At 60.9% G+C, this 26,022-nt stretch carries 25 protein-coding genes and 1 tRNA gene; 12 read left to right on the top strand and 14 right to left on the bottom strand.

The features are described from left to right. Positions 1-67: 67 nt before the first annotated feature. Both LMG28727_RS32150 and LMG28727_RS32145 read left to right on the top strand, forming a co-directional pair. Entirely contained in the window at positions 68-808 is a 741-nt protein-coding gene (locus LMG28727_RS32150; RefSeq protein WP_201646342.1) for an RNA pyrophosphohydrolase, read from the top strand. A gap of 76 nt (positions 809-884) precedes the next feature. Beyond that, a complete protein-coding gene (locus LMG28727_RS32145) occupies positions 885-1,436 on the top strand; it encodes a CNP1-like family protein (protein WP_201646341.1) in 552 nt (183 codons plus the stop codon). 136 nt (positions 1,437-1,572) lie between these two features. On the opposite strand, the gene proB is transcribed toward LMG28727_RS32145, so the two are convergent. The 4 genes from proB to rplU all read right to left on the bottom strand — a co-directional run bounded on the left by proB (position 1,573) and on the right by rplU (position 4,724). Beyond that, the gene (proB, locus tag LMG28727_RS32140; protein WP_201646340.1) at positions 1,573-2,691 is read right to left on the bottom strand and encodes a glutamate 5-kinase; all 1,119 of its coding nucleotides are present in this window, start codon (positions 2,689-2,691) and stop codon (positions 1,573-1,575) included. Positions 2,692-2,763: 72 nt separating this feature from the next. Then, the gene (gene cgtA / locus LMG28727_RS32135) at positions 2,764-3,885 is read right to left on the bottom strand and encodes an Obg family GTPase CgtA (RefSeq protein WP_201646339.1); all 1,122 of its coding nucleotides are present in this window, start codon (positions 3,883-3,885) and stop codon (positions 2,764-2,766) included. Positions 3,886-4,123: 238 nt separating this feature from the next. Continuing rightward, positions 4,124-4,387, bottom strand: a complete 264-nt coding sequence (rpmA, locus tag LMG28727_RS32130) for a 50S ribosomal protein L27 (RefSeq protein ID WP_007180330.1) — start codon at positions 4,385-4,387, stop codon at positions 4,124-4,126. Positions 4,388-4,412: 25 nt separating this feature from the next. Continuing rightward, positions 4,413-4,724 carry a 50S ribosomal protein L21 gene (rplU, locus tag LMG28727_RS32125; RefSeq protein ID WP_007180329.1) on the bottom strand — a complete coding sequence of 104 codons (312 nt, stop codon included), beginning with the start codon at positions 4,722-4,724 and terminating at the stop codon, positions 4,413-4,415. 238 nt (positions 4,725-4,962) lie between these two features. On the opposite strand from rplU, the gene LMG28727_RS32120 reads away from it, so the two are divergent. The 9 genes from LMG28727_RS32120 to LMG28727_RS32080 all read left to right on the top strand — a co-directional run bounded on the left by LMG28727_RS32120 (position 4,963) and on the right by LMG28727_RS32080 (position 13,178). Next, on the top strand, positions 4,963-5,955 hold the full coding sequence (locus LMG28727_RS32120; protein ID WP_201646338.1) for a polyprenyl synthetase family protein: 993 nt from the start codon (positions 4,963-4,965) through the stop codon (positions 5,953-5,955). Between the two features lie 38 nt (positions 5,956-5,993). Then, positions 5,994-6,070 (top strand) — tRNA-Pro (locus LMG28727_RS32115). Positions 6,071-6,249: 179 nt separating this feature from the next. Beyond that, positions 6,250-7,548 (top strand): HlyC/CorC family transporter, encoded by a 1,299-nt coding sequence (locus LMG28727_RS32110; protein ID WP_201646337.1) that lies wholly within the window; start codon positions 6,250-6,252, stop codon positions 7,546-7,548. A 148-nt stretch (positions 7,549-7,696) separates the two neighbouring features. After that, positions 7,697-9,016 (top strand): GspE/PulE family protein, encoded by a 1,320-nt coding sequence (locus LMG28727_RS32105; RefSeq protein WP_201646336.1) that lies wholly within the window; start codon positions 7,697-7,699, stop codon positions 9,014-9,016. Then, positions 9,013-10,242 (top strand): type II secretion system F family protein, encoded by a 1,230-nt coding sequence (locus LMG28727_RS32100; protein ID WP_201646335.1) that lies wholly within the window; start codon positions 9,013-9,015, stop codon positions 10,240-10,242. The genes LMG28727_RS32105 and LMG28727_RS32100 overlap by 4 nt, the downstream gene beginning before the upstream one ends. Before the next feature lie 27 nt (positions 10,243-10,269). Continuing rightward, positions 10,270-11,211 (top strand): prepilin peptidase, encoded by a 942-nt coding sequence (locus LMG28727_RS32095; protein WP_201646334.1) that lies wholly within the window; start codon positions 10,270-10,272, stop codon positions 11,209-11,211. 3 nt (positions 11,212-11,214) lie between these two features. Continuing rightward, positions 11,215-11,817, top strand: a complete 603-nt coding sequence (gene coaE, locus LMG28727_RS32090; RefSeq protein WP_201646333.1) for a dephospho-CoA kinase — start codon at positions 11,215-11,217, stop codon at positions 11,815-11,817. Positions 11,818-12,100: 283 nt separating this feature from the next. Further along, positions 12,101-12,856: a cell division protein ZapD gene (gene zapD, locus LMG28727_RS32085; protein WP_201646332.1), complete on the top strand. Its 756-nt coding sequence runs from the start codon at positions 12,101-12,103 to the stop codon at positions 12,854-12,856. A 124-nt stretch (positions 12,857-12,980) separates the two neighbouring features. Further along, complete coding sequence (locus tag LMG28727_RS32080; RefSeq protein WP_201646331.1) at positions 12,981-13,178, top strand: DNA gyrase inhibitor YacG; 198 nt, start codon at positions 12,981-12,983, stop codon at positions 13,176-13,178. 98 nt (positions 13,179-13,276) lie between these two features. Here LMG28727_RS32080 and LMG28727_RS32075 read toward each other — a convergent pair whose 3' ends face one another. The 4 genes from LMG28727_RS32075 to secA form a co-directional block, all read right to left on the bottom strand. Further along, positions 13,277-13,699 carry an NUDIX domain-containing protein gene (locus LMG28727_RS32075; RefSeq protein WP_201646330.1) on the bottom strand — a complete coding sequence of 141 codons (423 nt, stop codon included), beginning with the start codon at positions 13,697-13,699 and terminating at the stop codon, positions 13,277-13,279. Beyond that, positions 13,696-14,565, bottom strand: coding sequence for an ATP-binding protein (locus LMG28727_RS32070; protein WP_201646329.1), 870 nt, complete (start codon positions 14,563-14,565; stop codon positions 13,696-13,698). Before LMG28727_RS32070 ends, LMG28727_RS32075 begins: the two co-directional genes overlap by 4 nt. A 41-nt stretch (positions 14,566-14,606) precedes the next feature. Then, positions 14,607-15,848, bottom strand: a complete 1,242-nt coding sequence (argJ, locus tag LMG28727_RS32065) for a bifunctional glutamate N-acetyltransferase/amino-acid acetyltransferase ArgJ (RefSeq protein ID WP_201646328.1) — start codon at positions 15,846-15,848, stop codon at positions 14,607-14,609. A 151-nt stretch (positions 15,849-15,999) separates the two neighbouring features. Further along, positions 16,000-18,816, bottom strand: coding sequence for a preprotein translocase subunit SecA (gene secA, locus LMG28727_RS32060; protein ID WP_201646327.1), 2,817 nt, complete (start codon positions 18,814-18,816; stop codon positions 16,000-16,002). Positions 18,817-19,115: 299 nt separating this feature from the next. Between secA and LMG28727_RS32055 the strand changes: the two genes are divergently transcribed. Beyond that, positions 19,116-19,598, top strand: a complete 483-nt coding sequence (locus LMG28727_RS32055) for a DciA family protein (RefSeq protein ID WP_201646326.1) — start codon at positions 19,116-19,118, stop codon at positions 19,596-19,598. A gap of 76 nt (positions 19,599-19,674) precedes the next feature. On the opposite strand, the gene lpxC is transcribed toward LMG28727_RS32055, so the two are convergent. The 6 genes from lpxC to LMG28727_RS32025 form a co-directional block, all read right to left on the bottom strand. Further along, positions 19,675-20,592: a UDP-3-O-acyl-N-acetylglucosamine deacetylase gene (gene lpxC, locus LMG28727_RS32050; protein WP_074765890.1), complete on the bottom strand. Its 918-nt coding sequence runs from the start codon at positions 20,590-20,592 to the stop codon at positions 19,675-19,677. Positions 20,593-20,883: 291 nt separating this feature from the next. Beyond that, complete coding sequence (locus tag LMG28727_RS32045; protein ID WP_201646325.1) at positions 20,884-21,387, bottom strand: peroxiredoxin; 504 nt, start codon at positions 21,385-21,387, stop codon at positions 20,884-20,886. Positions 21,388-21,645: 258 nt separating this feature from the next. Next, positions 21,646-22,848: a cell division protein FtsZ gene (ftsZ, locus tag LMG28727_RS32040; RefSeq protein ID WP_201646324.1), complete on the bottom strand. Its 1,203-nt coding sequence runs from the start codon at positions 22,846-22,848 to the stop codon at positions 21,646-21,648. Between the two features lie 183 nt (positions 22,849-23,031). Beyond that, positions 23,032-24,264, bottom strand: coding sequence for a cell division protein FtsA (gene ftsA, locus LMG28727_RS32035; RefSeq protein WP_007180311.1), 1,233 nt, complete (start codon positions 24,262-24,264; stop codon positions 23,032-23,034). A 27-nt stretch (positions 24,265-24,291) separates the two neighbouring features. Further along, positions 24,292-25,044 (bottom strand): cell division protein FtsQ/DivIB, encoded by a 753-nt coding sequence (locus tag LMG28727_RS32030; RefSeq protein ID WP_201646323.1) that lies wholly within the window; start codon positions 25,042-25,044, stop codon positions 24,292-24,294. Between the two features lie 24 nt (positions 25,045-25,068). Next, the gene (locus LMG28727_RS32025) at positions 25,069-26,022 is read right to left on the bottom strand and encodes a D-alanine--D-alanine ligase (protein ID WP_201646322.1); all 954 of its coding nucleotides are present in this window, start codon (positions 26,020-26,022) and stop codon (positions 25,069-25,071) included.

Here is a 26,022-nt window from a genome sequence, read left to right as displayed (position 1 = left end):
ATTCGGTGCGTCGGGACCGTTATCTGTTTATAATCAAAGCAATTTTAAAGGATTCGAAGGTGGTTGTATGCTGGATCGTGAAGGCTTTCGCCCGAACGTCGGCATCATCCTCTTGAACGCGCACAACGAGGTGTTTTGGGGCAAACGGCTCCGTGAACATTCCTGGCAGTTTCCGCAAGGGGGCATCAAGTACGGAGAGACCCCCGTGCAAGCGATGTATCGGGAGTTACACGAAGAAACCGGACTGCTTCCTGAGCACGTCAAGGTGATCGGTCGCACGCGCGACTGGTTGCGTTACGAGGTGCCTGACAAGTTCATCAAGCGCGAAGTACGCGGTCATTACCGCGGCCAGAAACAAATCTGGTTCTTGCTCCGGATGGTAGGGCGCGATTGCGACATCTGCTTGCGCGCCACCGACCACCCTGAGTTCGATGCGTGGCGCTGGAACGAGTACTGGGTGCCGCTCGACTGTGTGATCGAGTTCAAGCGGGATGTGTACCAGTTGGCGCTGACGGAGCTATCCCGTTTCATGCGCCGGGCTGCGCCGCGTGCGGAAAAACCTGGCGGGCACCACGGGCCTCGTTATCCACGGATAGCGTCGTCAATGGAAAGTCCACCGGATTCCACGGTAATGACGGTGACTTCGGTAACCACCGTCAGCATCGAAACATCGGTTCACGTCACGATCGCATCCGATTGCGGTCCGGGCTCCGGGTCACCGGCGGAAGTACACGCCGAGCCGGAACACGAAGACGAATCGGCCAGCGAAACCCTCGGCTCGCTGTACCGCCCGGGCGTGCGCAATTAACAACTCCATGCGGCTGTCCAGGCCGTCTCTGCTGGCGCGGCTCCTCGAGTCGCGCCAGTGTTTCGAGGAAATCATATTGAAAGCATTTGCACTCGTCGTGGCGTGCGTTGCCACTGGCGCCCTGCTGGCTGGCTGCGCCAGCAAACCCACCAATAAAGACGACAGCGCGTTTGTGTATCTGCTGGACCGGAAAGGCAACTGGGTTGAAAACAAGGTGGACACGCTGCCGCCGCTGCCGAAAGAATCGAATTTGCTGCCTTTCGAAGTGTCGGGTAATACGCCGCTGCAATTCGCAATCGACCAGACCTCGGTTAGCGTTGGTTCCGACGGCGTGGTGCGCTATGTCGTGGTGGTGACTAGCCCCAGCGGCGCGCGCAATGTGAATTACGAGGGGATTCGCTGCGACACCTATGAGGCGCGTCAATACGCGGGGTTGAATGCGGATCACGATGGTTGGGACACGACCGTTGCGAACGAATTCAGGCGCATTGAGAACGGCACGCTGAATGCATATCAGGCGTCGCTCTATCAGGATTACATGTGCGCGAACAAGATGCCTGCAGCGAACGCGAAGCAGATTGTTGAGAACATTCGCTACAAGCGTACAGCGGCTTCGTTGATTCATTGAGGCGCTGTTGCGCCGGCGTGACGTGGCGTGATGTGATGTGATGTGATTCTGAGCATGCAGCGGATAAGAAAAAAGCCGTTCCAGGTTTCGCCTGGAGCGGCTTTTTCACGTACTCTGCGCGGCCACCCGTCAGTGATTAGACCAGCACCAGGTTGTCGCGATGAATCAGCTCAGGCTCAAGCATATAGCCCAACACCGATTCGATTTCGCCACTCGGACGGCGTTGAATCAGCTTCGTTTCCGCGCTGCTGTAGTTCGTCAGGCCTCGCGCCACTTCACGTCCGGCCGAACTCAGGCAGGCAATAACCTCACCGCGAGCAAACGCACCCTGCACGCCGACGATACCAATCGGCAGCAAACTCTTGCCGCCACCGGTCAGCTTTTCCACCGCGCCGTCGTCGATCACCACATGACCGCGCACCTGCAGGTGATCGGCCATCCATTGCTTACGTGCCGCCATCCGCGCCGTGCGTGCAATCAGTTGCGTGCCGATTGCTTCACCAGAGGCGAGACGGGACAGCACATCCGCTTCGCGCCCGCTCGCGATCACCGTATTCGCACCGCTATGGGCCGCGCGCTTGGCAGCGAGAATCTTGGTCAGCATGCCGCCCCGACCGAGGCTCGAACCAGCACCGCCCGCCATGGCTTCGAGCTCCACTGCACCAGCGTCGGCTTCCTGCACGAGTGTGGCGTTCGGATCCTTGCGCGGATCGGCGGTGAAAAGGCCTTGCTGGTCGGTGAGGATGATGAGCGCATCACCTTCAATCAGATTGGCGACCAGCGCACCCAGTGTGTCGTTGTCGCCGAACTTGATTTCGTCGGTAACGACGGTGTCGTTTTCGTTGATGATCGGTACCACGCCGAGGCGCAACAGCGTCAGCAACGTGGAACGTGCGTTCAGATAGCGTTCGCGATCGGCGAGGTCTGCGTGAGTCAGCAGAATCTGCGCGGTCTGAATGGAGTGCTCGGCAAAGCGACTTTCGTAAACCTGTGCGAGGCCCATCTGACCAACAGCAGCAGCCGCCTGCAATTCGTCGATTTCGCGCGGCCTTTTGGTCCAACCGAGCCGTTGCATTCCTTCAGCGATGGCGCCCGAACTGACCAGCACCACCTCCTTGCCCTGTGCGCGCAGCGCAGCAATCTGCGCGGCCCAGCGGCCGATCGCAGCATGATCGAGGCCGCGCCCGTCATTCGTGACAAGGCTCGAACCGACTTTCACTACCAATCGCCGTGAATCTGCGATGACGGAACGCATTGTGCGCAGTCTCCCAAGATGACGCGTGATGCAAACCGGCAGCGCGCAGGGGCTGCCGGCGCTCGAGCTCTTTTATTCCTGCGGGTCGACGCCAGATTCGTCTGCCGCAGCCGGTGCTACCGGCTTTTCGCGGAAACGCACGTCGGCGGCGAGATCTTCTGCTTCCGCCTGGCGCTGCGCATCGGAATGCGCGGCGATATGGTCGAACACTGCGTAGCAGAGGTTTTCGCAGCCTTGGCCGGTCAGTGCCGAGATTTCGAAGACAGGGCCTTCCCAACCGAAGCCTTCGAGGAACGCCGCGACGCGCGCTTCACGCTCGTCTTCGGGCACCATGTCGAGCTTGTTCAGCACGAGCCAGCGCGTCTTTTCAAACAGCAGTTCGTCGTATTTGCGCAGTTCGTTGACAATTGCCTTGGCTTCCGCGACCGGGTCCACCGCTTCGTCGAACGGTGCGAGGTCGACGATGTGCAGCAACAAGCCGGTGCGTTGCAGGTGACGCAAAAACTGGTGACCGAGACCTGCGCCTTCGGCCGCGCCTTCGATCAAACCAGGAATGTCGGCGATCACAAAGCTGCGGCTCGGCCCGACACGCACCACGCCAAGGTTCGGCGCGAGCGTCGTGAACGGGTAGTCGGCGATCTTCGGCTTCGCGTTCGAAACCGACGAGATAAAGGTCGATTTGCCTGCGTTCGGCATGCCGAGCAGACCAACGTCGGCCAGCACCTTCAATTCGAGGCGCACCATGCGGCGTTCGCCCGGCTTGCCGTCGGTCTTCTGACGCGGCGCGCGGTTCGTACTGGATTTGAAATGCAGGTTACCGAGACCGCCCGCGCCGCCCTGCGCGATTTGCACGCTCTGGTTGTGCTCGGTCAGGTCGGCGATCAACTCGCCGGTTTCCATATCGGTAATGGTCGTGCCGACCGGCATACGCAGCGTGATGTCATCGCCGCCCTTGCCGTAGCAATCTGCGCCGCGGCCGTTTTCGCCGTTGCGCGCCAGATGTTTTTTCGCGTAGCGGTAGTCGATCAGCGTGTTGATATTGCGGTCTGCGATCGCAATAACGCTGCCTCCCCGGCCGCCGTCGCCGCCATCCGGGCCGCCGAACGGAACGAATTTCTCGCGGCGCATCGACGCGCTGCCATCCCCTCCGTCGCCGGCGATGACTTCAATCCTCGCTTCGTCAATGAACTTCATGCGTAACTCCGTCCCGTGGTGTACTGCCAGATGGTGCTGCTAGATTTAATGCTACTTGTGCCGCCAGATACTTCTGAATGCTATTTTGCCGCGCCCACCGCACGTTGATCAATCGGCCGAACGGCATAGTCCCGAGGGCGATTGAACGGCGCCCGTCTGGCGAAAGCGCTGCAATAAAAAAAGCCCCGCTAACTTCGCGGGGCCTTTTTCCGGTCCTGAAGCCCGTGCCTGACTAAACTCAGACTGCTGCCGGGACGACGTTGACCATGTGCTTCTTCGCTGCGCCTTTCGTCGAGAAATTGACGTGGCCGTCCGTCAGCGCGAACAAGGTGTGATCCTTGCCGATGCCAACGTTTTCGCCCGGGTGCATACGCGTGCCACGTTGACGAACGATGATGCCGCCAGCGTTGATAGCCTGACCGCCATAAACCTTCACGCCGAGACGCTTCGATTCAGAGTCGCGGCCGTTGCGGGATGATCCGCCTGCCTTTTTGTGTGCCATTTGATTTGCTCCTTAACCGGTGCGCTTACGCGTTGATCGCGTCGATGCGCAGTTCGGTATAGTTCTGGCGGTGGCCGCCATGCTTCTGGTAGTGCTTCCGGCGACGCATCTTGAAGATGGTCACTTTTGCGTGACGACCTTGCGACACGACGGTAGCCTTGACGGAAGCCCCACTGACCAGCGGCGTACCGAACTTAATCGATTCGCCTTCGCCCACTGCGAGAACCTGGTCGAGCGTGATTTCAGCGTCAATGTCTGCCGGTATCTGTTCTACTTTAAGTTTTTCGCCGACGGCAACTTTATACTGCTTGCCACCGGTTTTTATGACCGCGTACATTGAGAACCTCACTCTGTGTTCATTTTTTCCACGCACCGCGCGCGGAAACCCGTGATTATACATAGAGTTAGCTCCTCGGTCAAAACTCATTGCAAGCCGCCCCGCGCAATGACCGCACCCTGCCGCACAGCCCGGCGCGCGGGTCCTGAAGCGGCTTCGAACGCGCCGCGCCGCAGCCTGCGACCCGGAACTGTCGCGATTCGCCTTATAATTCGCGGCACTACCCAATTCAGCCATCATGTCGTCGACTGCCACCCCCTCCTCCAACGCCGCCAGCCTGCTCGCTCCGATCGCCGAAGACATGCAGCAGGTCAATCGCGTCATCCGGCACCGTCTTGCATCCGACGTGATGCTGATCAATCAAATTTCCGAGTACATCATCAGTGCCGGCGGCAAGCGGCTGCGGCCAGCGCTGCTGTTGCTGGTGGCCGGCGCGCTGGGTGAAACCACGGGGCACCGGCACGAACTGGCGGCGGTCGTCGAGTTCATCCACACCGCCACGCTGCTGCACGACGATGTCGTCGACGAATCCGATCTGCGGCGCGGGCGCCAGACCGCCAACGCACTGTTCGGCAACGCCGCGAGCGTGCTGGTCGGCGACTTTCTCTACTCGCGCTCGTTCCAGATGATGGTCGGCGTCGGCAAGATGCGCGTCATGGAGATTCTGTCGGAGGCGACCAACATCATCTCCGAAGGCGAAGTTCTGCAATTGCTGAACATGCATGACGCAGACGTCGACGAAGCCCGCTATATGCAAGTGATTCGCTACAAGACAGCCAAACTGTTCGAGGCGGCTGCGCAACTCGGCGCCGTTCTGGCCGGCTCAGACGCCAAGATCGAAGCGGCTGCCGCAGAATTCGGCCGCCGGATCGGCACAGCGTTCCAGATCATGGACGACTGGCTCGATTACACAGGCACGGCTGAATCGATGGGCAAAAACGCTGGCGACGATCTTCGCGAAGGAAAACCCACCCTCCCGTTGATCTATTTGATCGAACGTGGCACGCCGGAACAGTCGGCGCTCGCACGGGAAGCAATCGAACAAGGCGGCACGGATCGCTTCGACACGATTTTCGAGGCCATTACCCGTTCCGGCGCGCTGGATCACACGCTCGAATGCGCAAAGCAGGAAGCGCTGGCAGCAGCGGCAGCAATTTCTTCATTTCCCGATTCCATTTTCAAAGATACCCTGCTAGAATTATGTTCTTACTCGACGGCAAGACAGTCTTGAACGAGACTAAAACACCGTAAGAGTCCAGCAGTACAGATCGGGGTGTAGCTTAGCCTGGTAGAGCGCTACGTTCGGGACGTAGAGGCCGGAGGTTCGAATCCTCTCACCCCGACCAAATTTGCCTTGTTAATTCAAGGCTCGAAAAACCGCCCAGCTTGCTCGGCGGTTTTTTGTTTTTTGCACCCCTCTTTCGGCGATGCAGCCAGCTGCTGCTGACTCACGCCTTTCCCCGGGCGGCTCACATTGCCCCCTCTGCTATATTCTCTCCATCCTCTCCCCTATTCTTCACGACGCGTGGAACAACTTCCCTTATGGGCGCAGATTGGCGCCGTCTTTCTGCTGCTTATCTGCTCGAGCTTCTTCTCGATTTCCGAAACGGCAATGATGGCGATCAACCGCCATCGCCTGAAGCACCTTGCCAGCAAGAACGCACTCGGCGCGAAGACCACCCAGGGTCTATTGGCGCATACCGATCAACTGTTAAGCGTCGTGCTGATCGGCAACAATCTGTTCAATACGATCATCCCCGTACTTACCACGTCGATCGCGCTGCATACGTTCGGTCGCAACAACCTGGTGTTGTCGATCGCAACCGGCATCGTCGCGTTCCTGATCATTGTGTTCGCGGAAATCACGCCGAAGATTGTCGGCGCAACGTTCCCTGAAAAAATCGCCCTGCCGGCGAGCCTGCTGATCGCGCCAATGATGCGCGTCGCCAAACCGCTCGTCTGGGTCGTCAATCTGTTCGCGAACACCATCTTGCGTGTATTGCACATCAATACAAAGGGCGCGCGCGATCAACGCCTCTCTACTGAAGAATTACGCTCCATCGTGCTCGAGTCCGGCAGTTTCATGCCGACCAAACACCGCAGCATTCTGCTGAACCTGTTCGACCTCGAAAACATTTCCGTCGATGACGTAATGATTCCGCGCCGCCGCATCGAAGCGCTCGACTTTGAGGCACCGTTCGAACAGATCCTGCATCAACTCGAAACCTGCTATCACAATAAGTTGATCGTCTATCAAGGCGACATCGACCGGGTGCTTGGTGTGCTGCACGTCCGCAAGACGCTGGCAGCGCTGCATAACCAGGAGTTGGAGCGCGAAACGTTGCGTGAACTGCTGGCCGAGCCGTACTTCGTGCCCTCTGGTACGCCCGTATTCCAGCAACTTCAATACTTCCAGGAGAGCCGTCATCGAACGGCGCTGGTCGTCAACGAATATGGCGAACTGCAGGGCCTCGTCACGCCGGAAGACATCATCGAAGAACTGATCGGCGAGTTCACTACCTCGATTCCACGTAGCGCCAATTCGCGCGGCGGCTGGAACGAGAGCGGCGAATGCATCGTCGCTGGCAGCATGCCGCTGCGTGAACTGAACCGCTGGCTGCAAATCACGTTGCCCACTGACGGGCCGAAAACGCTCAACGGTCTGATCCTCGAAATTCTTGAGGACATTCCCGATGGTGACGTGTGTGTGCAGATCGGCGATATCAAACTCGAGGTCATGCGCAGCGACGATCAGGCCATTCGTACCGTCAAACTGTTTAAGCCGCCAGCGCGCGCGAAGACCGGTAAAGCATTGCTGGGCTAAATTCCAAAGTCAGCGCACGCCTGACTCGCCCAGCATCGCACAGCGGCGAAACTCGTACCATTGGCCGAACGGCCGAGTGGCGCTAAGCCATCGTCTCGCCGGAAGATGAAGCCATCGTAATTAACAGGCGGCTCATCACCGGTCTCTCATGCAAACGTCTTTTCAAACGGCGCCGGCCTCGCCGCGTTCGAGCGCGCCAGAACGCGAAAGCCTGCTCAGGCCGAAACCCAGCCCGTTCGCCGGCGAAGCCAATGCAACGAATGCTGCCGCGAATCGCGCAGCCACCAGCGCAGATCCCGACAACGCCCCTGCTGTCCGGCTTCTGACCGATACGTTGCAGGAAGCCACCCGCCGCAACGCATCAGACCTTCACATTGAGCCGATGGAACACAGCTGGCGCGTACGCTTGCGGGTCGACGGCGTGCTGCATGAAATTCCGCCACCGCCTGCGCATCTGCGAGACGCGTTCATTACCCGCGTGAAAGTGCTGGCGCGCATGGATATCGCCGAGCGGCGCGTGCCTCAGGACGGCAGGCTGCGTATCGCCACAGCGCCGGGCCGCGTCGAGGACTATCGCGTCAATTCGCTGCCCACGCTATTCGGCGAAAAGCTGGTGTTGCGGCGACTCGAGGCGCTGCCAAATGATCTATCGCTCGACGCGCTCGGTCTCGATCCGCGTCAACGCAACACGGTCGACGCAGCGATTCGCGCGCCTCACGGTCTCGTGCTAGTCACGGGCCCAACCGGCAGCGGCAAGACGTTGTCGCTTTACTGCTTCCTGAATCTGCTCAACGGCGAAGCGACCAATTTGTGTTCTGTAGAAGATCCCGCGGAAATCCAGCTAGCCGGCATCAATCAGGTTAGTGTGCGCGAAAAAGCCGGCCTGACTTTCGCGGTGGCACTGCGTGCGTTTTTGCGACAGGATCCCGACGTGATCATGGTCGGCGAAATCCGTGATCATGAAACGGCCGACGTCGCGGTGAAGGCGGCGCAGACCGGCCACCTCGTGCTGTCGACCTTGCATACGAACGACGCGCCTTCAGCCATCGCTCGTCTGATCGATATTGGAGTCGAGCCGTACAACCTGGCCGCTGCGCTGCGAATGGTCACGGCTCAGCGCCTGGTCCGGCGCCTGTGTGTCGCCTGTCGTGTGCCGGCGCCGCAATCATCAGCGGCGCTTCGCGCAGCCGGGTTCGACGAACAGCAACTCGGACGCTGGCAACCTTTTGCGGCGATCGGCTGCGCCGCTTGCCACGGCATCGGCTACCGGGGACGCGTCGGCGTTCATCAGGTGATGCCGGTTTCCGACGCAATGCGGGAACTGATCGTGGCAGGCGCCAGCTCGCACGAGCTTGCACGCCTCGCACGAACCGAACAGGTGGGCACGTTGCGCGACGCTGCGCTGGCGAAAGTCTGCGACGGCACCACCAGTCTCGCCGAAGCACTGGCCGCCACCGAGGTTGCATGAACACCGCGACGACACAGCGGCCCGTTATTGCCGATACCCGCTTCAAATGGCGAGGCGCCGATGCCGACGGGATACGCAGGAGCGGCACACTCATCGCGTCAGACGCAGGCAGCGCGCGCGCCATGCTCAAGCGGAGCAACCTTTTCATCACCGAACTGACGGCGCAAGGGGCGGCACCGAGTCCGAAAGCCCGCGTCACGGAAGTCACGTTGTTCACTCGTCAACTCGCCAGCTTGCTGCGTGCAGGTCTGCCACTAGCACCGGCCCTTGATCTGCTCGCCCAGGCGCAGTCTTCGAATCGTCAAGGCATGCCGCGAATCGTTGGCGCATTGGCGCGCGACATCACTGGCGGCCTGCGCTTCTCGGCAGCATTGCAGCGGCACCCGGTGCAGTTCAACGCGCTGTACTGCCAGCTTGTAGAAGTCGGTGAAGCGGCCGGCGCGCTCCCCGCCGTGCTCGCCCGCATCGCGGAAGACCGGGAGCGCGCCGCCGCCCAACGCGCGAAAGTGCGTGCGGCGCTGACCTATCCGGCCGCGATCTTACTGCTGGCCATGGCGATAACTGCGGCGCTGCTCGTGTGGGTCGTGCCGACGTTCAAACAGATCTTCGACGGCTTCGGCGCGAAACTGCCCGCACCGACGCAGTTCGTGCTCGCGCTGTCGTCCGGCGCGGCGCGCTGGAGTGTGCCGGTGTTCATCATGAGCTTCGCTTTGGGTTCGGCTGCGACGTTTCTGCTACGCCGTTCCGAAGCAGCACGTATCCGGTTCGCACGGTTATCGCTCAGAATGCCCGTTGTCGGTCCGCTATTGAGTACGTTGTGCGCGGCGCGCTGGAGTCGCGCGCTCGGCACGTTGCTGTCGGCGGGAACACCTTTGGCCGATGCATTCGACTCGCTGACTCATGCCACCGGCAACGCATTCTTCGATCGTGCCACCAGCGAAATCGCCACCCGGCTGCGGCGTGGCGAGCGGTTGGCCGCAGCAATGCGCGCGGAGCGCTGCTTTCCACCCGAGGTCGTGCAGCCGGTCGCCGTTGCCGAAGAATCCGGTGCGCTCGACACCATGCTGATCGACGTTGCATCGCTCGCGGATCGTCAAGTAGACGAGAAGATCGGCACGCTGGCCAGTTTGTGCGAACCACTCGTGATCGTCGTGTTGGGAGCGTTGGTCGGCGGCCTTGTCATTGCGATGTATCTTCCCATTATTCAACTCGGCAACGTGGTGTAGGATCGCAGCCGAATCCATCCCTTATCCATGCGGGCTCCTCTTTCACTCGTGCCAGAAACTTCTTCCAGCCTGCTCTCGGGCTTACTGCCCGGGCACTTCACAGCCGCCTTCGGCGCGGCGTTCGGCAGCTTGCCCAGCGGCGTGCAATTTGCGTTCGCGATCGTGCTTGGCCTGGTAATCGGCAGCTTCCTGAATGTGGTCGTGCATCGTCTGCCAATCATGCTGGAACGTGCATGGCGTGACGAAATCCGCGAAGCAACCGGCGAATCGCTCGAAGAAGACGGTCTGCCGGCGCGCTACAACCTGTGGGTGCCACGCAGCGCATGCCCTCATTGCGGACATGTACTGAGCGCCTGGGAAAACCTGCCGGTACTGAGTTACCTGTTGCTGCGCGGGCGCTGTTCCGCTTGCAACGCGCGCGTGAGCCTGCGTTATCCGCTGCTCGAAATCGTAACCGCCGCGTTTGCCGCGGGGTCGCTCGCGCTGTTTGGTCCGACAACGTCGGCGCTTGCTGCATTCGGACTCTGCGCGACGCTGCTCGCCATGAGCGCGATTGACATCGACACGCATCTGCTGCCCGACTCGATGACGCTGCCACTCCTGTGGGCGGGGCTCATCTTCAATTTCAACGGCATGTTCACAAACCTGCAGGATGCCGTGCTCGGCGCCATCTTCGGCTATCTGGTCTTGTGGGCCGTGCATTGGCTCTTCAAGCTGGTACGTGGCGTCGAAGGCATGGGTTATGGTGACTTCAAGCTGCTGGCGGCGCTCGGCGCGTGGCTTGGCTGGGCCGCGCTTCCGCAGATCGTGCTGATTGCGGCAGTGACCGGCGCGGTGGTTGGCCTTGCCGCAACATGGCGAGGCCGCATGCGCTTCGAAGAACCTCTGCCGTTTGGGCCGTTTCTCGCAGCGGGCGGTGCGCTCACGCTGTTCGTCGGCACCCCGCTTTATCTGGCTCTGGGAGGCTGAAGCATGTTTGTCGTGGGACTGACTGGCGGCATCGGTAGCGGCAAATCGACCGTTGCGGATCTGTTCGCCGCGCATGGCGTACCTCTTGTCGACACAGACGTGATTGCCCATCGCATCAGCGCGCCACATGGCCTTGCCATGCCGCTAATTGCCGCCGAGTTCGGCGATGCATTCGTCGCCCCAGACGGCTCGCTCGACCGCACCCGGATGCGTGCGCTGGTGTTTAGCGACGAGGATGCGCGCAAACGTCTCGAAGCTATTACGCATCCATTGATTCGTGCGGAGACCGAACGCGAGCAGCGCGAAGCGCAAGGACCTTATGTGATCATCGTCGTACCGCTGCTGGTTGAGTCGGGAAGCTGGAAAAACCGCGCGAACCGCGTGCTCACCGTCGATTGCAGTGTCGAGACACAGATCGCACGCGTGATGAATCGCAATGGGTTCACCCGCGAACAGGTGCTGGCAATCATCGCGCGCCAAGCCACGCGCGAAGCACGTCTCGCCGCCGCCGACGACGTCATCGATAACGACAACGCGCCACTTGAATTGCTCAAAACACAGGTCGACGCACAGCATCGTGCGTACCTGTCGCTTGCACTTGCGTGAGCGGCGAGCGCGTGAACTGAAGCCGAACCGCGTGCAAAACTACTTCACGCCCGGACGGCCTCTGCATCCCACATTCACGTAACCAGCCGAGGTCAAAGCTACGCCAGCGTCACCCATTCGTCGGACTTCGCAGCAGCACATGAACCGAAGCGCGCAGAAACCACCGAAAACAGGTGAAAAAAGTTGCGAAAGCACGCGGAAAAAGTGCGTGATTGCTAGGGTAGTCTCACCGCATTAGAATGTTCTGCATTCCCGTCACCGACCACGCCCGAGGCGAGCCCGCTTGATCCTTTACGAGTATCCCTTCAACGAGCGAATCCGGACGCTATTGCGCCTCGAAGACCTGTTCGAGCGCTTCACGTTCTTTCTGACTCAGGAAGACGCCAGGGAACATCACGTCGCACTGACAACGTTGTTCGAAATCTCAGAGGTTGCGGGTCGCGCAGATCTGAAATCCGATCTGATGAAGGAACTCGAACGTCAACGGCAAACGCTGGCGCCGTTTCGTGGCAATCCGGGAATCGAGCAGAACGCGCTGGAAGCGGTGCTCGGCGAAATCGAACAGACCCTGGCGGGACTTTCGCAGATGCAGGGCAAGACCGGCCAGCATCTGGCAGACAACGAATGGCTTGCCAGCATCCGCAGCCGCGCAATTATTCCCGGTGGCACCTGCAAGTTTGACCTGCCCTCCTATTACGCGTGGCAGCAGATCCATCCTGATCAGCGTCGTCAGGACATCGCGAAATGGGTCACACCGCTGCTGCCTTTGCGCGACGCGGCCATCATCGTGCTGCGCCTTGCTCGTGAATCTGGTCAGGCGTCGAAAGTCATGGCCATGCAGGGTAGTTATCAGCAAATGCTGTCGGGCCGCTCGTATCAGTTAATGCAGGTGCGCGTGTCGCCGGAGTTGCGGGTGATTCCCGAAGCGAGCGCCAACAAGTACATGCTCTGGGTGCGTTTCACGGTTCAGGATGGCGATCTGCGTCCGCGTGCGGCCGATGTCGACGTGCCGTTTCAGCTTACTCTGTGCAGCCTGTAAGCTGAGCTTCAGCGCTTCTCTGCGCGCGTCGTGAATCCGCTTTCGACAACCTCGCGCCTTTAAAGCGGCGCGAAAAGCCCCTATATTCGTTACTTGTTCCGTTTGCGATTGATCACCTGACCGTATGCCTACCGTCGTCAAATGCCCCACCTGCGGCAAAGATGTCCGCTGGACCCCTGAAAACCGCTTTCGTCCGTTCTGCTCCGACCGTTGCAAGCAGACCGATCTGGGCGCCTGGGCCGCTGAGAAATACAAGATCGGCGGGACCGATCAGGAAGCGTCGTCGGATGAGACGCCTGGCGGGGATTACAACCCGCATTAATTGTGACGTGGCCCCGCAGCGAGTACCGGGGGCCAGAGGCGTGTCACGAACCGCGCGGGCCGGCGCTAGCGCATGCCCCTGCCGCGCGGACCGGCTTTTCAGCCCTTCTCAGCCGCGAGCCATTCCAGCACCGGAATAGTCGCTGGCAAGAGCGGCTCGACGTCCGCCGGCAGCGTCTGCCAGACAAAAGCCTGACCTTCGCGACCATGCGGCTCGCCGGACCACTGCGTCACCTTGCAGAAAAACAGCCGAACATACGCGTGCGGGTAGTCGTGTTCGAGCGTGTGCCAAAGGTGGCTTGCCTTCACGTCGATACCCAGTTCCTCGTGCAATTCACGGGCAAGCGCGGCCTCGACCGACTCGCCCGCTTCCAGCTTGCCGCCCGGAAACTCCCAGTAGCCTTCATAGGGCTTGCCAGCCGGGCGCTGCGCCAACAAATAACGCCCATCCGGCTGAACCAGCACACCGACAGCGACTTCGGTCACCTTGCGAGCAGCGGCGTTTTTCTGCGTGTCGCTCATGCCGGGTTCTTCCGGCCGGACCAGTCGCGTGCGAACTGCCACGCCACGCGCCCCGAACGCGAGCCGCGTTCGAGCGCCCACACCAGTGCATCGCCACGCGCGGCTTCGACTTCAGCGTCGTCGCAACCGAAATGCCGCAGCCAGTGGCCGATGATCGACAGGTAGTCGTCCTGCTTGAACGGGTAGAAGCTGACCCACAGCCCGAAGCGCTCGGACAGCGAAATCTTTTCTTCGACCAGTTCGCCGGGATGAATCTCGCCGTCTGACGTGTGCTTGTATGTCTCGTTGTCGCTCATGTATTCGGGCAACAGATGACGGCGGTTTGACGTCGCGTAAATCAGCACGTTGTCGGACTGTGCGGCGATCGAGCCGTCGAGTGCCACCTTCAGCGCCTTGTAGCCCGACTCGCCGTCTTCGAACGACAGGTCGTCGCAAAACACCACGAAGCGTTCCGGCCGCTGCGCAATCAGATCGACGATATCGCCGAGATCATGCAGATCGTCCTTGTCGACTTCGATCAGACGCAGCCCGTCTTTCGCGTACGCATTCAGGCACGCCTTGATCAGCGACGATTTGCCGGTGCCTCGCGCGCCCGTCAGCAACACGTTATTGGCAGGCTGCTTGTGCACGAATTGGCGCGTGTTCTGCTCGATCAGGCCTTTCTGGCGATCGATGTTCTGCAGGTCGTCGAGCGTGATCGACGAAATGGCGGGCACCGGTTGCAGGTAGCCGCGCCCCTGGCGTTTGCGCCAGCGAAACGCCACCGCCGCCGACCAGTCGATTTCCGGCGCGGCAGGCGGAAGCATCGCTTCCAGACGGACGAGCACGGCTTCGGCCCGGGTCAAAAACTGTTCGAGTTTGTCCATGACAGTGAGGTAAGCGGCCAGAGGCCGCGTAGTGAACCTGATTACGAACGATAGTCGGCGTTGATGCTCACGTAGTCGTGCGACAGATCGCAAGTCCAGATCGTGGCTTGCGCATCGCCGCGCCCGAGTACGACGCGAATGCCGATCTCGCTCTTCTTCATGACGCGCTGGCCGTCTTCTTCACGGTAGGCCGGATTGCGGCCGCCAGCGGTGGCAACCAGCACGTCGTCCAGATACAGATCGATCTTGCCGACGTCGAGATCGTCCACGCCGGCATAGCCGATGGCCGCCAGAATGCGGCCGAGGTTGGGGTCCGATGCATAGAAGGCCGTCTTCACGAGCGGCGAGTGGCCGATCGCATACGCGATCTGGCGGCATTCGCCGACGCTCGAACCGCCTTCGACTTGCACGGTCATGAATTTCGTCGCGCCTTCGCCATCGCGCACGATCAGTTGCGCGAGGGTCTGGGCGACATCGGTCACCGCATCGCGCAGCGCTGCATAAGCGGGCGAATCGGTGGAGGTGATCGCCGGCAGGCTCGATTTGCCCGACGCGATCAGGATGAACGAATCGTTGGTCGAGGTATCGCCATCGATCGTGATGCAGTTGAACGAGCGGTCCGCCACGTGCTTGACCAGCGCGTCGAGCACCGGTTGTGCGACCGCCGCGTCGAACGCGAGGAAGCCGAGCATGGTCGCCATGTTCGGCTTGATCATGCCGGCGCCCTTGCTGATACCCGTGAGCGTGACCGTGTGACCGTCGATCGTGACCTGGCGCGAAGTGGCCTTGGGCAGCGTGTCAGTGGTCATGATCGCCTGCGCGGCGTCGTACCAGTTCGCTTCCTTGCGATTGGCCAGCGCAGCCGGCAACCCTGCCTTCAGCCGATCGACCGGCAGCGGCTCGAGAATCACGCCAGTGGAGAACGGCAGCACCTGCTCCGGCGAGATGTCCGCGAGACGCGCAAGTTCGGCGCAGGTTTCGCGCGCCGCCAGCATGCCCGGCTCACCGGTACCCGCGTTCGCGTTGCCGGTGTTGATCACCAGCGCACGAATCGGCTTGCCGCCTGCTCGCACGCGCTCCAGATTCTCACGGCACACCGTGACGGGCGCTGCGCAGAAACGGTTCAGCGTGAACGCGCCGGCTACTGTCGCGTTTTCGCCGACAGTGACGACGAGCACGTCCTTGCGGTTCGGCTTGCGGATATTCGCCTCGGCCCAGCCAAGCGAAACGCCGGCGACGGGGTGGAGTTGAGCGGGATCGATCGAAGGGAAATTGACAGCCATGGTCGCGACCTGTCGAAGAAAATGCCGGCAGGCGCCGGCATTGAGGGATACGGAAACTGGTGGCCCGGGCAGATGCCGAACCACCGCGAAATCTACAGCAAGGCAGCGGGTAAAACGACGCGGCGCGCTCAGGAGCGCGCCGCTTTCGACATTACACGATCTTGCCGTGGCACTGCTTGTACTTCTTGCCGCTGCCGCATGGGCACGGATCGTTACGGCCGACCTTCGGCACGTTGTCCGCGTTCACGTTGGCCGTCACTTGCGAGGACGAGCCGTGGCTCATCGCGTCGCCGATCATCGCGGCGGTGGCTGCTTCTGCCGCCACTGGCGCAGCCGCGGCGGCTGCCGCTTCAGCGAACTCGGCATGGCGAAACTCGACGTTCTCGAGATGGCCACCCTGCTCTTCCAACTGATCGGCCACATCTTCCAACTGTTCCGGCGACTGGATCTGCACGTTCATCACTACCCGAGTGACTTCGAGCTTCACCGCGTCGAGCATCGCGGCGAACAGTTCGAACGCCTCGCGCTTGTATTCCTGCTTCGGATTTTTCTGCGCATAGCCGCGCAGGTGGATGCCCTGACGCAGGTGGTCGAGCGCAGCCAGATGTTCGCGCCAACTACGGTCCAGCGTTTGCAGCATGATCGAGCGTTCGAACGAGCTGAACGACTCGCGACCAACCAGTTCGACCTTCGCCTCGTATGCTTCGTCCGCCGCGGCTTCGACTGCTTCGAGAATCTCGTCCGCGCTGATCGAGTTCGACTCGTTGATCATTTCCTGGATCGCGAGGTCGAGTTGCCATTCGTTACGCAGCACTTCTTCGAGTTCAGGCACGTCCCACTGTTCTTCAATGCTGCCAACCGGCACGAACTGATGGACGATATCGGCGATCACGCCATGACGCATGGCGCCGATGGTTTCGGTGATGTCGTTCGCTTCGAGCAATTCATTGCGCTGCTGGTAGATCACCTTACGCTGATCGTTCGACACGTCGTCGTATTCGAGCAATTGCTTGCGAACGTCGAAGTTGCGCGCTTCAACCTTGCGCTGCGCCGATTCGATGGAACGCGACACGATGCCCGCTTCGATCGCCTCGCCTTCCGGCATCTTCAGACGGTCCATGATCGCGCGCACGCGGTCGCCAGCGAAAATGCGCAGCAGCGGATCTTCCAGCGACAGGTAGAAGCGCGACGAACCCGGGTCGCCCTGACGGCCGGCACGGCCGCGCAACTGGTTGTCGATCCGGCGCGATTCGTGACGTTCGGTGCCGATGATGTGCAGACCGCCAGCGGCCTTCACCTGATCGTGCAGAGCCTGCCATTCGTCGTGCAGCTTCTGGATACGGCGCTGCTTTTCGTCGTCGGAAAGCGTTTCGTCCTGCTCGAGGAACGACGCCTGCTTTTCCGCATTGCCGCCGAGCACGATGTCGGTACCACGACCGGCCATGTTGGTAGCGATCGTGATGCGTTTCGGACGACCCGCTTCCGCGACGATCTCAGCTTCGCGCGCGTGCTGCTTCGCGTTCAGCACTTCGTGCGACAAGCCAGCCTGCTTCAGCAGATGCGACAGCAGTTCCGAGTTTTCGATCGACGTCGTACCGACCAGCACCGGCTGACCGCGCTCATAGCAATCGCGGATGTCGCGGATCACCGCGTCATAACGCTCTTTAGCGGTCTTGTAGATCTGATCCTGCTTGTCGATCCGCTTCGGCGGACGGTTGGTCGGGATCACGACCGTTTCGAGACCGTAGATCTCGTTGAACTCGTACGCTTCCGTATCCGCTGTACCGGTCATGCCGGACAGCTTCGCGTACATGCGGAAATAGTTCTGGAACGTGATCGACGCAAGCGTCTGATTCTCGCTTTGGATCTTGACGTGTTCTTTCGCTTCAACGGCCTGATGCAAGCCATCGGACCAGCGGCGGCCCGACATCAGGCGGCCAGTGAATTCGTCGACGATCACGACTTCGTTGTTCTGCACCACGTAGTGCTGGTCTTTGAAGAACAGCGTGTGCGCGCGCAGAGCGGCGTACACGTGGTGCATCAGCGTGATGTTCTGCGGTGCATAAAGGCTTTCGCCTTCGCCGATCAGACCCCACTCGGCGAGCAGACGCTCCGCCTTCTCGTGACCCGATTCGGTCAGGAAGACTTGACGGCCTTTCTCGTCCAGCGTGTAGTCGCCCGGCTTTTCGACGCCGGTGCCGTCCGCTTTTTCTTCGCCGATCTGGCGTTCGAGCAGCGGCGGCAGCGCATTCATGCGCACGTAAAGTTCGGTGTGGTCTTCGGCTTGGCCGGAGATGATCAGCGGCGTACGGGCTTCGTCGATCAGGATCGAGTCGACCTCGTCGACTACCGCGAAATTCAGCGCTCGCTGCACGCGCGCGTCGGTCTCGTAGACCATGTTGTCGCGCAGGTAGTCAAAGCCGAATTCGTTGTTCGTGCCGTACGTGATGTCTGCGGCGTAGGCCTGCTGCTTCGACTCGTGGTCCATCTGCGACAGGTTGATGCCGACCGACAGACCGAGGAAGTTATACAGACGCGCCATCCATTCGGCGTCGCGCTGGGCGAGGTAGTCGTTGACCGTTACGACGTGAACGCCGCGGCCCGACAACGCATTCAGGTACACCGGCAACGTAGCGACGAGGGTCTTGCCTTCGCCAGTGCGCATTTCGCCGATCTTGCCGTAGTGCAGAACCATGCCGCCGATCAGCTGCACGTCGAAGTGACGCATTTTCAGCACCCGCTTGCTGGCCTCGCGGCAGACCGCAAAGGCTTCCGGCAGCAGCTTGTCGAGCGATTCGCCGCTCGCGACGCGCTGGCGGAATTCACCCGTTTTGGCGCGCAGTTGATCGTCCGTCAATTGCTCGATCTGCGGTTCGAGCGCATTGATCGCCGCGACGGTCTTTTGATATTGCTTGACTAGCCGCTGGTTGCGGCTGCCAAAAATCTTTTGTAGAAAACCGGTGGTCATCGGATCGTTGTCTGCGTCGCGGCTTCGGCTGGGTTGCGCGGTGCCGATCGTACGGATCGTGCACTGCGCTCCGGGGTCGGAAGGGCCTCGGCGGCTTAGTCCAAGAGTGAATTCGAATCGGGCATTTTAGCACGCGCCCCCGGCCGCGCCTGTGTCGGAGGCGCTACGTTGGCCGTGTGGACAAAGGCCGTTGCGCCCACCTGTGACAGTACGACTTGAGCCGGGCTCGCGTACATCCCGCGCGGTACAATCGCTGCGTGAACGCGCAATAGGGTGCGAACACGCCCTTATCTATAAACATGAGCCGTTTTCAATCCTTTTCAAGGCCGCCCCAGCAGTTCAAGGCGCGCCGCCCGCAGCCTGTCGCCGAAGTGCTCAATCGCACGGATGCGTACGCGGCGCTGCGCGCGGGCGTCGAGCAGATTGCCGCGCTGGAGAAGGATTTGCGCTCGCTGTTGCCCGACTATCTCGCGACGAGTGTCGAACCGGGTTTTATCAAGGACGGCGTGCTGGCCCTGTTTGCTGCGCACAACGCGCTCGCGGCGCGGCTGCGGCATCTTGAACCACGGCTGTTGTCGGATTTGCAGCAGCGCGGCTGGCCAGTCAATGCATTGAGAATTCGCGTGCGTCCGCAGCCGGTCAAGGAACCGCCGCCGGTCAAGCAGGCGCGCATGACGCCGGTCGGCGCCGATGCGTTGCATGCGTTGAGCGAGACGCTGGAACCGTCGCCGTTGCAGGAAGCGCTGGCGAGAATGGCGGCCCGGCATCGGAGAAACCGCTGAGGTTTTCCGAAGTCGCGCTGAAAACAAAAACGGCCCCGAGGGGCCGTTTTTTTGTACTTCGTGCTACCGAAAAACGTTACGCAAACGCCGTCTGCGTCTCATACGCAAAACCGCGCGGCGCTTTTTGCGTGTCGTCGAACGTGACGATTTCGTACGAATCTTCGTGCGCCAGCAGTTCGCGCAACAGCGCGTTATTCAGGCCGTGACCCGACTTGTACGCGTCGTACGACGCCAGCAACGGATGGCCGACCACGTAGAGATCGCCAATCGCGTCGAGCATTTTGTGCTTCACGAACTCGTCGTCGTAACGCAGGCCGTCGTTATTCAAAATGCGGTATTCGTCGAGCACGATCGCGTTGTCCATGCTGCCGCCGCGCGCCAGACCCAATTCACGCATCATTTCCACTTCATGCGCGAAACCGAACGTGCGCGCACGGGCAATTTCCCGTACGTATGACGTGTTGGCAAAGTCCACTTCCAGCGCCTGGCCAGTCTTATCCACGGCCGGATGACGGAAGTCGATCGTAAATTTGAGCTTGAAACCGAAGTACGGGTCGAGACGGGCGAATTTGTCGCCGTCACGAATTTCAACCGGCTTCGTTACCTTGATGAATTTCTTGGCAGCGTTCTGCTGCTCGATTCCTGCCGACTGGATCAGGAACACGAACGAACCCGCGCTGCCGTCCATGATCGGAATTTCTTCAGCGGTGACGTCGACGTAAAGGTTGTCGATGCCAAGACCGGCGCAAGCGGACATCAGATGTTCGATGGTCGACACGCGCGCGCCGTCTTTTTGCAACACGGAAGCCAGACGCGTATCACCAATCGCCATCGCCGACGCAGGAATGTCCACCGGCGTGGGCAAATCCACGCGCGAAAACACGATGCCAGTGTCCGGCGCCGCCGGGCGAAGCGTCAAATTGACCTTGCGACCCGAATGCAGGCCAATGCCAACTGTCTTGACGATTGTTTTGATAGTGCGCTGCTTCAACATGGTGATCTTCTATTCGATTGAAAATCCCAATCGGGACTTTTTATTCCATAGCACGAATTATACTCCAATACCCTTGGAAGCGTCGTTGCACGGAACGTATCAATCTGTTTCGCTGCATTACCCAAGGGGCTCCCGTCAGGGAAAGCGTGACGGGCCGATGTCCCGGAACGGAGGCGTTTCCGGTCATCGGCCCGCGTAACGGCCTGTCACAAAAGCGTCTCAAACCCCGTTGCCCCGACGCAACGCGCTACAAAGCACGCGGCCGCAGGCGAAGGGACGACGCCCGCGCAACTAGCTCAACGTCGCGAGAATACTTGCTGCATCGCTAACTTCGAATTTGCCGGCAGCCTCGACGTTCAACGTCTTGACCACGCCGTCGTCGACCACCATCGCGTAGCGCTGGGAACGGATTCCCATGCCGCGCGCCGACAAATCCTGCTCCAGACCCAGCGCCCGCGTGAAAGCCGCACTACCGTCCGCCATCATGCGCACCTTGCCCGAGGCGTGCTGATCGCGTCCCCACGCGCCCATTACGAACGCGTCGTTGACGGACACGCACCAGATTTCGTCGATGCCCGCAGCGCGCAACTGCCCGGCGTGCTCGACATAACCCGGTACATGTTTGGCCGAACAGGTTGGCGTGAAAGCGCCCGGCAATCCGAAGATCACCACGCGCTTGCCCGCCGTCTGCTCGCGCACGTCGAAGCTGTTCGGCCCCAACGTGCAGCCCGCCCGCTCGTCTTCGACAAACTCGAAGAGCGTTGCGTCGGGCAGCTTTTCACCTGATTGAATCATGCTCAGTCCTTTGCATCGATGCGAAGCACGCTCGCACGTCGTCGTGTCGCAGTGAAATTAGCGCGCGGCCATTAAAGGCTACGCCGTTCGGCGACAGTCGCCCCATCCGCTTCGTGAATCCGAAGAGGGCAGTTGTCCTTGCCGCGAATCTGACGATACGCGACCTGTTCGCCGTTCACCCGCCACGCTCGTGCATTCGTCCGCCAGCGCTGCACTGCGTACCACCCGCAACGCGGCAACGAAAGCCTGCTCGCGCGCTCAGTCCGCCTGCTTGCGCAGGAATGCCGGAATGTCGTACGTGTCGACGCCCTTTTCCTGCAGCGCCTGCACGTGCGAAGCCGCCGTATCGCGCGACGTGCGCCACACAGCCGGCGTATCCAGCGCGCCGTAATCAGCCGTCGCCGCGTGCGACGTTGCCGGTGCGTAAGCCGCGTGTTGCATCGTGCCGATCGGCTGGTTGTCGGTGCCGGTGCGCAGCAGCGTCATCGGTGCCGATTGCTGCTTCTTCGCCGCACGGCCCAGACCCGTTGCCACGACCGTCACGCGCAGCGCGTCGCCCATTGCATCGTCGTACACCGCGCCGAAAATCACGGTGGCGTCTTCCGCCGCGTAGCTCTTGATCGTGTTCATCACTTCGCGCGTTTCCGACAGACGCAGCGAACGGCTCGACGTGATGTTCACCAGCACGCCACGCGCGCCGGACAGATCCACACCTTCCAGCAGCGGGCTGGCCACAGCCTGTTCTGCAGCCAGACGCGCGCGATCGACACCGGCCACCGTCGCCGTGCCCATCATCGCCTTGCCCTGCTCGCCCATCACCGTCTTCACGTCTTCGAAGTCGACGTTCACCAGACCGTCGACGTTGATGATTTCCGCGATGCCGGCCACAGCGTTGTTCAGAACGTCGTCAGCGCACTGGAAGCACTTGTCCATCTCGGCGTCATCGCCCATCACCTCGAACAGCTTGTCGTTCAGAACGACGATCAGCGAGTCGACGTGATCCTCCAGTTGCTGCGAACCAGCTTCTGCAGTGCGCATGCGCTTGCCGCCTTCGAATTCGAACGGCTTGCTGACCACGCCAACGGTCAAGATACCCATTTCCTTGGCGATCTGCGCGACCACGGGTGCTGCGCCCGTACCCGTGCCGCCGCCCATGCCGGCCGTGATGAAGACCATGTGCGCGCCGCGCAATGCGTCGGCGATACGCTCACGTGCTTCCTCTGCTGCTGCGCGGCCCATTTCCGGCTTCGCGCCAGCGCCCAGACCCGTGTTGCCGAGCTGGATCACCGCGGTGGCACGCGAACGCGACAGAGCCTGCGCGTCCGTGTTCATCACGATGAAGTCGACGCCTTGCACGCCTTTGTTGATCATGTGCTGAACGGCATTGCCGCCAGCGCCACCTACTCCGACCACCTTGATGATGGTGCCGTTCGTTTCGGTTTCCAGCATCTGGAATTCCATGTTGCCTCCGTCAAGATAGAAAAGTACAGCCACTCGGCCGTTATCCGGCAGGAGATCGGGCAACCTCCTGTCGCGCGCTGGCCGCCGGCACCGGCGCGATTTGTTCAACCCTGCTTTGAATCCGACTGCTGATTCAATTGCTTATTCGACTGCTTATTCGACTGCTGACGCCACTGCAAACCGTTAGAAATTGCCGAGGAACCAGTCCTTCATCCGCGTGAAAACCTGTCCCATCGAGCCCGACTGCACGGCGACCTTGCGGCCGCGCATGCGTTGCGAGCGTCCTTCGACGAGCAGGCCCATCGCCGTCGAATAGCGCGGATTACGCACGACGTCCGCCAGACCGCCCGCGTATTCCGGCACGCCGATACGCACCGGCTTCAGGAAAATGTCTTCACCCAGTTCGACCATGCCGAGCATCATCGACGCGCCGCCGGTCAGCACCACGCCTGAGCTCAGCAGCTCTTCGTAACCCGACTCGCGCACCACCTGCTGCACGAGCGAAAACAGTTCTTCGACACGCGGCTCGACCACCGCCGCCAGCGCCTGGCGCGACAACGTACGCGGACCGCGTTCGCCGAGACCTGGCACTTCGATCATCTCGTCCGGATCGGCGAGCGCCTGCTTGGCGATGCCGTAATCGACCTTGATGTCTTCAGCGTCCGGCGTCGGCGTGCGCAACGCCATCGCGATGTCGCTCGTGATCTGGTCGCCGGCGATTGGAATCACCGCCGTGTGACGGATCGCGCCTTCGCTGAAAATCGCAATATCCGTCGTGCCGCCGCCGATATCGACCAGCACCACGCCGAGTTCCTTCTCGTCTTCCGTCAGCACCGCGAGCGATGACGCGAGCGGCTGCAGAATCAGATCGTTCACTTCGAGCCCGCAACGGCGCACGCACTTGACGATGTTCTGCGCCGCGCTCACCGCGCCGGTGACGATATGCACCTTCACTTCGAGGCGAATGCCGCTCATGCCGATCGGCTCGCGCACATCTTCCTGACCGTCGATGATGAATTCCTGCGTGAGGATATGCAGCACCTGCTGATCGGTCGGAATGTTGATCGCCTTCGCCGTTTCGATCACACGCGCCACGTCCGTCTGCGTGACTTCCTTTTCCTTGATCGCCACCATACCGCTCGAATTGAAGCTGCGGATATGGCTGCCGGCGATCCCGGTGAACACATTCGTAATCTTGCAGTCGGCCATCAGCTCGGCTTCTTCGAGCGCGCGCTGAATGGACTGCACGGTGGCTTCGATATTCACCACCACGCCTTTCTTGAGCCCCTTTGATTCGCTCTGGCCGAGGCCGATCACCTCGTAGTGACCTTCGCCCTTCAACTCGGCGACGATGGCCACGACCTTCGACGTCCCGATGTCGAGGGCGACCAGCAGATCTTTATAGTCTTTACTCATAGCGTGCTCATTGCGTGTGATGTCCGTTTACTTCTTGCCTTTGTCGGGTTCGCTGATAAAGCGCATGCCAGCGGCACGAATCGCGAAACCGTTCGGATAGCGCAAGTCCGCATACTCGATATCCTTTCCCCAACGTTGCGTCACTGCGCCCCACGCCGCCGTCAGGCGCTTGCTGCGATCGAGCAGCGTGTCCTGATTGCGTTCGCGCCCAAGTTCAACCTGCGTACCGTTCGACAACTTCACCGTCCACGCGTAACGCGGTGACAGCGTCACTTCGTCCGGCGTCGCAGCCAGCGGTGCAAACCACTTCTGAAAGTCGTGATAACGCGCGACCACTTCTTTCGCCGTACCGTCCGGGCCATCGAACGCGGGCAGCTCCTGGTCCAGCTCGCCCTGGTTCGCGGTGAACAGCTCGCCATCGGTACTCACCAACTGATCGCTGCCCCACGTTCCCAGCGGTTTGTACTCCTCCAGCGTGACAGCCAGTGCGTTCGGCCAGACCCGCCGCACACTCGCGTGACGCACCCACGGCATCTGCTCGAACGCCTGACGCGCCACGTCGAGATCGACCGTGAAAAAGTTGCCCTTCAAATGTCCCACTACCCCGGCACGCACCGTCGGCGAATTGATGTGCTCCGTATCGCCGCCAATCTGGATTTCGCGCAGCGCGAAATTCGGACGCTGGATCAGCCAGTAACCGCCTGCCGCCAGCAGCACGAGCACCAGCAACACATGCAATGCGTTGGCGGCGAGATTGAGCTGGCGAACGTTGTTCCACATGGTGTTGCTTTCGGGTCGCCCCGGTTAGTCCTTGAGCGTCAGCGCCAACACGCCGACAACCAGTTCCTGATAGCTGATACCCACTGCGCGCGCCGCCTTCGGCGGCAACGAGTGGTCGGTCATGCCAGGCGCCGTGTTCACTTCCAGAAAGTACGGGTTGCCGTCCGCGTCGAGCATGAAGTCGGCGCGGCCCCAGTCGGTGCAGCCGAGCACGTCGAACGCGCGGCGTGCTAGCACTTTCAGACGCGCTTCCTCTTCCGCTGCGATACCGCACGGGATCAGATACTTCGTGTCGTCGGCGATGTACTTCGCGTGATAGTCATAGAACTCGCCGGCCGGCACGATGCGGATCACCGGCAGGTCCAGATCGCCGGCGATACACGCGGTGAATTCGCCGCCGCCTTCAATGCTCTTTTCGACCACGACGATCCGGTCGTACTTGATCGCTTCGAGCAGCGCAGCCGGCAAAGCGTCAGCACTCTTCACCTTGATCACCGCGACGCTCGACCCTTCGCTCGCCGGCTTCACGAACAGCGGCAAGCCGAGTTTCGCGACGATCTCTTGCGCGCGCGCTTCATAGTCGTCGCCGCGCAGCACGGCTTCGAACGGCGGCGTCGGAATACCAAGTTGCTGCCACACGAGCTTGGTGCGGAATTTATCCAGACCGAGCGCCGAGCCGAGCACGCCGCTGCCGGTGTACTTGATGCCGTAGAAGTCGAGTGCGCCCTGAATCTGGCCGTTCTCGCCATAGCCGCCATGCAGCGCATTGAATGCGCGCACGAAGCCTTCTTCTTTCAACGCGGCGAGCGGACGCTCGGCCGGGTCGAACGGATGCGCGTCGACACCGGCGTCGCGCAGACCTTGCAGCACGAGCCGCCCGGAATTGAGCGACACCTCGCGCTCGGCCGAATCGCCACCGAGCAGCACTGCTACCTTGCCGAATTGTTTGGCGAGTTGATCTGATTTAATACTGCTCAT

This window comes from Paraburkholderia metrosideri (assembly GCF_904848625.1).
Taxonomy (GTDB): Bacteria; Pseudomonadota; Gammaproteobacteria; order Burkholderiales; family Burkholderiaceae; genus Paraburkholderia; species Paraburkholderia metrosideri.
This window is presented reverse-complemented; position numbering and strand designations above follow the sequence as displayed.

Coding starts and splice junctions, on each gene's coding strand:
- LMG28727_RS32075 (WP_201646330.1), bottom strand. CDS start 13,699: ATGAGCGACACGCAGAAAAACGCCGCTGCTCGCAAGGTGACCGAAGTC.
- cgtA (WP_201646339.1), bottom strand. CDS start 3,885: ATGAAGTTCATTGACGAAGCGAGGATTGAAGTCATCGCCGGCGACGGA.
- argJ (WP_201646328.1), bottom strand. CDS start 15,848: ATGGCTGTCAATTTCCCTTCGATCGATCCCGCTCAACTCCACCCCGTC.
- rpmA (WP_007180330.1), bottom strand. CDS start 4,387: ATGGCACACAAAAAGGCAGGCGGATCATCCCGCAACGGCCGCGACTCT.
- LMG28727_RS32030 (WP_201646323.1), bottom strand. CDS start 25,044: ATGTGGAACAACGTTCGCCAGCTCAATCTCGCCGCCAACGCATTGCAT.
- LMG28727_RS32150 (WP_201646342.1), top strand. CDS start 68: ATGCTGGATCGTGAAGGCTTTCGCCCGAACGTCGGCATCATCCTCTTG.
- LMG28727_RS32105 (WP_201646336.1), top strand. CDS start 7,697: ATGCAAACGTCTTTTCAAACGGCGCCGGCCTCGCCGCGTTCGAGCGCG.
- proB (WP_201646340.1), bottom strand. CDS start 2,691: ATGCGTTCCGTCATCGCAGATTCACGGCGATTGGTAGTGAAAGTCGGT.
- LMG28727_RS32070 (WP_201646329.1), bottom strand. CDS start 14,565: ATGGACAAACTCGAACAGTTTTTGACCCGGGCCGAAGCCGTGCTCGTC.
- LMG28727_RS32045 (WP_201646325.1), bottom strand. CDS start 21,387: ATGATTCAATCAGGTGAAAAGCTGCCCGACGCAACGCTCTTCGAGTTT.
- LMG28727_RS32100 (WP_201646335.1), top strand. CDS start 9,013: ATGAACACCGCGACGACACAGCGGCCCGTTATTGCCGATACCCGCTTC.
- LMG28727_RS32095 (WP_201646334.1), top strand. CDS start 10,270: ATGCGGGCTCCTCTTTCACTCGTGCCAGAAACTTCTTCCAGCCTGCTC.
- LMG28727_RS32120 (WP_201646338.1), top strand. CDS start 4,963: ATGTCGTCGACTGCCACCCCCTCCTCCAACGCCGCCAGCCTGCTCGCT.
- LMG28727_RS32055 (WP_201646326.1), top strand. CDS start 19,116: ATGAGCCGTTTTCAATCCTTTTCAAGGCCGCCCCAGCAGTTCAAGGCG.
- ftsA (WP_007180311.1), bottom strand. CDS start 24,264: ATGAGTAAAGACTATAAAGATCTGCTGGTCGCCCTCGACATCGGGACG.
- secA (WP_201646327.1), bottom strand. CDS start 18,816: ATGACCACCGGTTTTCTACAAAAGATTTTTGGCAGCCGCAACCAGCGG.
- rplU (WP_007180329.1), bottom strand. CDS start 4,724: ATGTACGCGGTCATAAAAACCGGTGGCAAGCAGTATAAAGTTGCCGTC.
- coaE (WP_201646333.1), top strand. CDS start 11,215: ATGTTTGTCGTGGGACTGACTGGCGGCATCGGTAGCGGCAAATCGACC.
- lpxC (WP_074765890.1), bottom strand. CDS start 20,592: ATGTTGAAGCAGCGCACTATCAAAACAATCGTCAAGACAGTTGGCATT.
- LMG28727_RS32080 (WP_201646331.1), top strand. CDS start 12,981: ATGCCTACCGTCGTCAAATGCCCCACCTGCGGCAAAGATGTCCGCTGG.
- ftsZ (WP_201646324.1), bottom strand. CDS start 22,848: ATGGAATTCCAGATGCTGGAAACCGAAACGAACGGCACCATCATCAAG.
- LMG28727_RS32025 (WP_201646322.1), bottom strand. CDS start 26,022: ATGAGCAGTATTAAATCAGATCAACTCGCCAAACAATTCGGCAAGGTA.